Source organism: Cereibacter changlensis JA139, assembly GCF_003034985.1.
Taxonomy (GTDB): Bacteria; Pseudomonadota; Alphaproteobacteria; order Rhodobacterales; family Rhodobacteraceae; genus Cereibacter; species Cereibacter changlensis.
This window is the reverse complement of record NZ_PZKG01000189.1, coordinates 1-6,213: the sequence shown is the minus strand read 5'-3', so window position 1 is coordinate 6,213 and position 6,213 is coordinate 1. Positions and strand designations below refer to the sequence as shown.

Genomic DNA, 6,213 nt, shown 5'->3' with positions numbered 1-6,213 from the left:
GCGCTTCGGCGACGAAATCGGCGCTGCGGTAGTCGATGGGCGTGATCCGCGCCGACGGCCGAGGGCGGCCGTGCAGTTTCTCCGGCCCGCCCGCCGTGACGAGGACCGTCGCGCCGAAGGCCTTGGCCAGGCATCGTGGCGGTCGAGCCGATGCCCGAGGTGCCGCCATGGGATCAGGATGGTCTCGCCCTGCTTCAGCCCGGCCCGCTCGAAGACGTTGCTCCAGACCGTGAAGTAGGGTCTCGGGAATGGCCGCCGCCTCGACATAGCCAAGGCTGTCGGGCAGGCCGATGGCGATCTCTTCATGCACCAGCGCCCAGTCGGCATAGCCGCCGGAATGCACCAGCCCCATGACCCGGGCGCCCGGCGCAAAGCGGGTGACGCCCTCGCCCAAGGCCGTGACCTCGCCGGCCAGCTCCAGCCCGAGCACCTCGGAGGCGCCGGGGGGCGGGGGATAGTTGCCCTGGCGCTGCATCACGTCGGGACGGTTCACCCCCGCGGCATGCACCCGGACCAGCAGTTCGTGCGGTCCGGGAACGGGCCTCGGCCGGTTCTCCAGCCGCAGCACCTCGGGGCCACCGGCCCCCGCGGCCAGGACAACCCGGTTTTCCTCGGTCATGCGCTTTCCTTTGCTTCGGGCTCCGCGCCGGGCGGCAGGAGCAGTACCTTCACGGCCTTCCGGCTGCGGGCGAGGTCGATCGCCTCCAGCGCCCGTTCGAGCGGCAGGCGATGGGTGATCAATCGCGAGAGCTCGGCCGAATGCGCGTCCAGCAGGCGGATCGCTTCGGACAGCGCCTCGGAGGTCGTGTCATGCGCGCCGCGCATCTGTTTCTTCTGCCGGACGAAGGCGGTCAGGTCGATCGGGCAGGGCTCCTTGTGGATCCCCGCCACCACGAGGATGCCGCGCGGCCGCAGCAGCTCCAGCCCTGCCGTCACCGAGGCGGCAGCGCCGGTGGCCTCGATCACCCTATCAGGCGTCCGGCCGAGCAGGCGCCGGGCCGCGTCGGCCAGGGTCTCGTCGCGCAGGTCGGCCGTCAAGAGTCCGAGCGTCGTCGCCACGGCGAGCCGCTCGCCGTCGCCCAGACCCACCAGCAGCACATCGGCGCCGCGGTTGCGGGCGACCCAGGCCGCCGCCATGCCGATCGGCCCCGGGCCGAGGACCACCACGGCGTCGCCCGGTCCCGCCCCGGAGATGTCGACGGCGTTCACGGCAATCGACAGCGGCTCGGCCAGCGCTGCCGTCTGCAGCGGCAGCCCGTCTGGGATGACCCGGCAGTTCCCGGCCGGCGCCACGATGCTCTCGGTGAAGCCGCCGTCGCGGTGCAGCCCGATGATGCGGCGCGCGGTGCAATCCTGCGGCCGCCCGTCACGGCAGGACTCGCAGGCCCCGCAGGTGATCGTCGGCCAGCACACCACCCGGTCGCCCGGCGCCGGGTCGATCACGCCCTCGCCGACCGCCCGGACGATGCCGGAGAATTCGTGCCCCATGGTCAGTGGCAGACCCGGGGTCATGAACTCGTAGCCGGGGGTCCACTCGAAGGCATGCAGGTCGCTGCCGCAGATCCCCGCGGCGCCGATCCTGATCTCCACCTGACCCGGCGGCGGCCCGCCTTCGGACCGCGGGACATCGACCAGCGCCGCGCCGGGCGCGGGCTGGGTCTTGCGCAGTGCAAGCATTGGTATCCTCCTGTAGGAAGTCCGCCGGATGATCTTGCGACCACTCCTCCCCGAAGGGTCTTCCCATTTGTGCTTTAACTGTTATTTGTTATAACACCCAAGTCAAGAGGTATGCGGCAGATGTCGAGATCCCCCGGCGAAGCCCAGTTCGCCAATGAATCCAACGACTGGATGCGGCCCATCGCGAAGGAGAGCCTGAGCGACCGCGCCTATGGCGAACTGCGGGCGGCGCTGATGCGCGGACAGCTGAAGCCCGGCGCGCAACTACCGCTTCGACCGATCTCGGCGCGATTCGGCATCAGCGCGACCCCGATGCGCGAGGCGCTGACCCGGCTGGTGGTGGAGCGCGCGCTGACCCTCGATCCGCGCGGCACCGTCACGGTGCCCACGCTCACGCGGGACCAGCTGGTCGAGATCCGCGCCATCCGGGTCGATCTGGAGGGCCGCGCCGCGGCCGCCGCGGCGCTGCGGGCGACCCCCGCCGAGATCGACGGTCTGGCCGAGCTGCATGGGCGCATCATGGAGGTGCAGAAGGCGGGGGAGTTCCCCGACGCGATCGACCTGAACACCCAGTTCCACCTGGCCCTGTGCCGCCTCGGCGCGCAGCCCATCACCTACGAGCTGGTGGAGGGCCTCTGGGTGCGCTGCGGTCCGATCTTGTCGCATCTCTACGACGAGGGCGTCCCGGCGGATTGGGACCCGCACCCGCATCTGAGGATCATCACCGCGCTGCGCTCCCGCGATCCCGAAGCCGCCCGGGCGGCGATCCGCGTCGACATAGAGAACGGCGGGCAGGGCCTGCTGACCCATGTCTCGACCTGAGCAGCGCCAGACCCTTCTCGTCGCCGATGCCGTCGAAGAAAGAGCGGCGCGTTCATCCGGCTGCCGATGACGTGCAGGTCGCCCTGCCGCGTCCGCGCCCGTTGCGCCAGCCTGCTGGTCAGGTAGCCATGCCACGGCCTGCCGCTCCGCCCCATCGCAACGTCCCATAGCCGCATCCTGCCGTCCGCATCGGCGTCGCGGTCGATGCCGATGAAGGTTTTGTAGTGATCGGGGACGTTCCCTTGCTGCCTGTCCGGTGCGAGGCATCAACCGTCGGTGAGCTCCTGCCGCCTGCCCCTGACAGCCAGATCATGAGGCTGTGGCTCGGTGTCGCATTTTGCCGACAAATTTCGTCGGATATTCGAGCGTAGGCAAGCCACCTGCCGCGCGACCGCGCAGCCAGCCAGAAACCCGGTAACATCAGGAGCTTCCCCATGTCCCGCACTGTCCTGCTCGCGGCGATCGTCGCATCGATCGGCGCCCCCACGGCCTTCGCCCTCGAATATCCGATCGGCGCTCCCCAATCCGGCGGCGGGCTCGAGGTGGCCGCGGTGTATCTGCAGCCGATCGAGATGGACCCGCCCGGCATGATGCGGCCCGCCGCGGACTCCGATATCCACCTCGAGGCGGATATCCACGCGCTGGCCGACAACCCGAACGGGCTCGCCGAAGGGGAGTGGTCCCCCTACCTGCTCGTCGATTTCGAGCTGACCAAGGTGGACACCGGCGAGACGACCGACGGCACGCTGATGCCGATGGTGGCGAGCGACGGGCTTCACTACGGCGACAACGTGAAGCTCATGGGCCCGGGCGCCTATACGCTCACCTTCACGGTGTCGCCGCCCACCGCCGACAAGCACACCCATTTCGGTCGCCACACCGACCGGGAAACCGGCGTCGGGGAATGGTTCGAGCCCTTCACCCTGACCTATGACTTCGTCTACGCCGGCACCGGGAAGAAGGGGGCTTACTGAGCCATGGCCCGCGCCATCCTGCTGGCCGCACTTCTCCTTGCCGCACCGGCACCGGCGGAGGAGCCTTTGCCCAGCTTCCGCATCGAAATGAAGGATGGCGTTGTGACGCCGCGCCGGCTGGAGGTTCCGGCCGGCGTCGCCTTCAAGATCGAGATCGTGAACAGCGGCGCCACCCCGGCGGAGTTCGAGAGCCTCCGGATGCGCAAGGAAAAGGTCCTGTCACCGGGCGCGGAATCCTTCGTGACCGTGCGGCGGTTGTCGCCTGGCGACTACCCGTTCTTCGAGGAGTTTCATCTCGAGATGGACAGCGCGCACGGCCTGATCGTGGCGAAGGAGAGCGAAGGCCAATGAACGGGCAGATCGTCTTCATCATCTGGCGCGAGAGTGTCGAGGCGCTTCTCGTGGTCGGGATCCTGCATGGCTGGCTGTCCCATGCGCCGGGCGGTGCGGGCGGCCTGCGCTATCTCTGGGGCGGAGTTGCGGCCGGGCTTGCGCTGGCCGCGGCGCTCGGGTTGGGGATGATGCGGCTCGCCCAGTCCCTCGGGGACGAGGCGCAGGAACGGCTAATGGCCGGCGCGATGTTTCTCGCGGTGGCGCTGATCCTGCAGATGGTGATCTGGATGCGCCGGCACGGCCGCAGCCTGCGGCACGACCTCGAACGCGGGCTGGACGCGGCGCTGACCGTCGGTCGGCTCTGGGGCATCTTCGCACTGGCTCTGATCGCGGTGGCGCGGGAAGGCAGCGAGACGGTGATCTTCCTGGCCGGCACCCTGGCGGCCGCGGGCCCTATCCGGTTCAACGGGACGCTGCTTTCCGTTGCGTCCGGCTTTGCGGCGGCCTTGACCTGCTACGCGCTGCTTCAGGCCGGGAGTCGCTGGCTGCGCTGGTCCACCTTCTTCCGCATCTCCGAGCTCATGCTGCTGCTGCTCGGCTGCGCGTTGCTGGTGACCGGCGCCGGACATCTGGTGTCGCTGGGGCTGCTGCCCTACGGAGATCCGGTCTGGGACAGCTCCTGGCTCCTCGACGACATGGGCGCCCTCGGCGGGCTCGTCGCCTCCCTCACCGGCTACCGGGCCATGCCCGACACGGTGACGCTGGCGACCTGGATCGGCTACGCGCTGCTGGTGACGCTGCTCCTGCGCCCGTGGCGCCGCGCGGGCCGCCTCGCCGGACCGGCGTGATGCACCGCCCGGTGCCGCCGCTTGCCTCCGGGACCCGCCTGCAAAGGGCGGGTCTTTGGCTGCGCGATCACCAGCCCCTTCTGTTCCGGATCCAGTGGGGCGTCGTGGCAGTCTACGCGTTCCTGCTGGTCGTCCCGGTCATCCTTCCCCTGCCGGGCTCCGCCGCGCATATCTGGTCCAACCTCACCCTCTTCGCGCAATTCGTGTTCTGGGGGCTCTGGTGGCCGGGCGCCCTGATCTCCGTGCTGCTGTTCGGCCGCCTCTGGTGCGGGGTCTTCTGCCCGGAGGGCGCGCTGACCGCCTTCACCGCGCGCCGCGGGCAAGGCAGGGCGGTGCCGCGCTGGCTGCGCTGGCCCGGCTGGCCCTTTGCGGCCTTCGTGCTGACCACCGTCTACGGGCAGCTGATCTCCGTCTACCAGTATCCGGCCCCGGCGCTGCTCATCCTCGGCGGCTCCACCCTCGCTGCCATGATGGTGGGCCATCTCTACGGGCGCAACAAGCGGGTCTGGTGCCGCTACCTCTGTCCGGTGAACGGGGTTTTCGGTCTGCTGGCCCGACTCGCGCCGCTGTATTTCGCGGTGGATTCCCGGGCATGGGACGCCTGCCCCCCGGATGTGGCCCGTCTGCAGCGTTTCAACTGCGAGCCGCTGGTGCCGGTCCGCACGATGGAAAGCGCCTCACCCTGCCACATGTGCGGCCGCTGCGCCGGGTTCCGGGGTGCTGTGAGCCTCGAGGCGCGCCTGCCCGGGGCGGAGGTGGTCACCGTCGGCGCGCGGACCGCGAACGGTTGGGACAGCCTGCTCATCATCGTCGGTCTGCTGGGGGTGGCCACCGCCGCCTTTCAGTGGAGCGCGAGCCCCTGGTTCGTCGCGCTGAAACAGCTGCTGGCCGGGTGGCTGGTCGGGGCCGGCCAGATCTGGCCGCTTCAGACCACCTTGCCCTGGTGGCTCCTGACCAATTACCCTGAACAGAACGACGCGCTGAGCGTGCTGGACGGGCTGACGATGCTAATCTACCTCGCCGGGGTCACGCTGATCCTGACCCTGTCGATCAGCCTGCCGATCGCTCTGGCCACCCGGCTTCTGGGGCCCTGGCGCTGGGGCCGCTTCCACCATCTGACCCAGAGCCTCATCCCGATTGCGGCCTGCGGGGTGATCCTTGGGCTTTCCGCACTCACCGTGACCATGCTCCGCGCGGAGGGGCTGATGATCGACGCCGGCCCGGCCCGGGGGCTTGCGCTGGCGGGTGCGGCGGGCTGGTCCATCGTGCTAGCCGTCCGCATCATCCAACGCAGCAATGCCTCGCCCGCCCGGCGGGGCGGAGCGCTGGCGCTGTGCGGCGCCGCGTTGCTCCCCCCGATCGGATGCTGGGTCCTGCTGTTCTGGATCTGGTAGATCGCCCTGAGGCGGGAGCCTCGGCAGCGTGGCGCCTCGGGTGGCCATGTCGGCTCCCTGCCCGGACAGTCCCGAGATGCTCACCCCAGGTGATGAAGACGATGGGAAACCCTCCGTCTTTACAGAGATCGTCGGAAAGCCGAACCGAACAGGCGAAGAGGCTCC

At 69.6% G+C, this 6,213-nt stretch carries 7 protein-coding genes and 1 pseudogene; 5 read left to right on the top strand and 3 right to left on the bottom strand.

Annotated features, from left to right (window positions below; translation table 11 throughout):
* Both C5F48_RS21345 and C5F48_RS21340 read right to left on the bottom strand, forming a co-directional pair.
* Positions 1–619 (bottom strand): alcohol dehydrogenase catalytic domain-containing protein (locus C5F48_RS21345; protein WP_258186548.1); only part of this gene is annotated, 619 nt, incomplete at its 3' end.
* The gene (locus tag C5F48_RS21340; protein WP_107665781.1) at positions 616–1,677 is read right to left on the bottom strand and encodes a zinc-dependent alcohol dehydrogenase; all 1,062 of its coding nucleotides are present in this window, start codon (positions 1,675–1,677) and stop codon (positions 616–618) included. The genes C5F48_RS21340 and C5F48_RS21345, both read right to left, overlap by 4 nt.
* Positions 1,678–1,797: 120 nt before the next feature.
* On the opposite strand from C5F48_RS21340, the gene C5F48_RS21335 reads away from it, so the two are divergent.
* Positions 1,798–2,499, top strand: coding sequence for a GntR family transcriptional regulator (locus C5F48_RS21335; RefSeq protein ID WP_211314658.1), 702 nt, complete (start codon positions 1,798–1,800; stop codon positions 2,497–2,499).
* Between the two features lie 59 nt (positions 2,500–2,558).
* Here the strand turns inward: C5F48_RS21335 and C5F48_RS26500 are convergent.
* Positions 2,559–2,726 (bottom strand): annotated as a pseudogene (locus tag C5F48_RS26500) (N(2)-fixation sustaining protein CowN); the annotation flags it as partial.
* A 207-nt stretch (positions 2,727–2,933) separates the two neighbouring features.
* Here C5F48_RS26500 and C5F48_RS21330 point away from each other — a divergent pair.
* The 4 genes from C5F48_RS21330 to C5F48_RS21315 all read left to right on the top strand — a co-directional run bounded on the left by C5F48_RS21330 (position 2,934) and on the right by C5F48_RS21315 (position 6,048).
* A complete protein-coding gene (locus C5F48_RS21330; protein ID WP_107665780.1) occupies positions 2,934–3,473 on the top strand; it encodes an iron transporter in 540 nt (179 codons plus the stop codon).
* 3 nt (positions 3,474–3,476) lie between these two features.
* Complete coding sequence (locus C5F48_RS21325) at positions 3,477–3,824, top strand: cupredoxin domain-containing protein (RefSeq protein ID WP_107665779.1); 348 nt, start codon at positions 3,477–3,479, stop codon at positions 3,822–3,824.
* Entirely contained in the window at positions 3,821–4,654 is an 834-nt protein-coding gene (locus C5F48_RS21320) for an FTR1 family iron permease (protein ID WP_107665778.1), read from the top strand. The genes C5F48_RS21325 and C5F48_RS21320 overlap by 4 nt, the downstream gene beginning before the upstream one ends.
* Positions 4,655–4,758: 104 nt before the next feature.
* Positions 4,759–6,048, top strand: a complete 1,290-nt coding sequence (locus C5F48_RS21315) for a 4Fe-4S binding protein (RefSeq protein WP_211314659.1) — start codon at positions 4,759–4,761, stop codon at positions 6,046–6,048.
* Positions 6,049–6,213 lie beyond the last annotated feature (165 nt).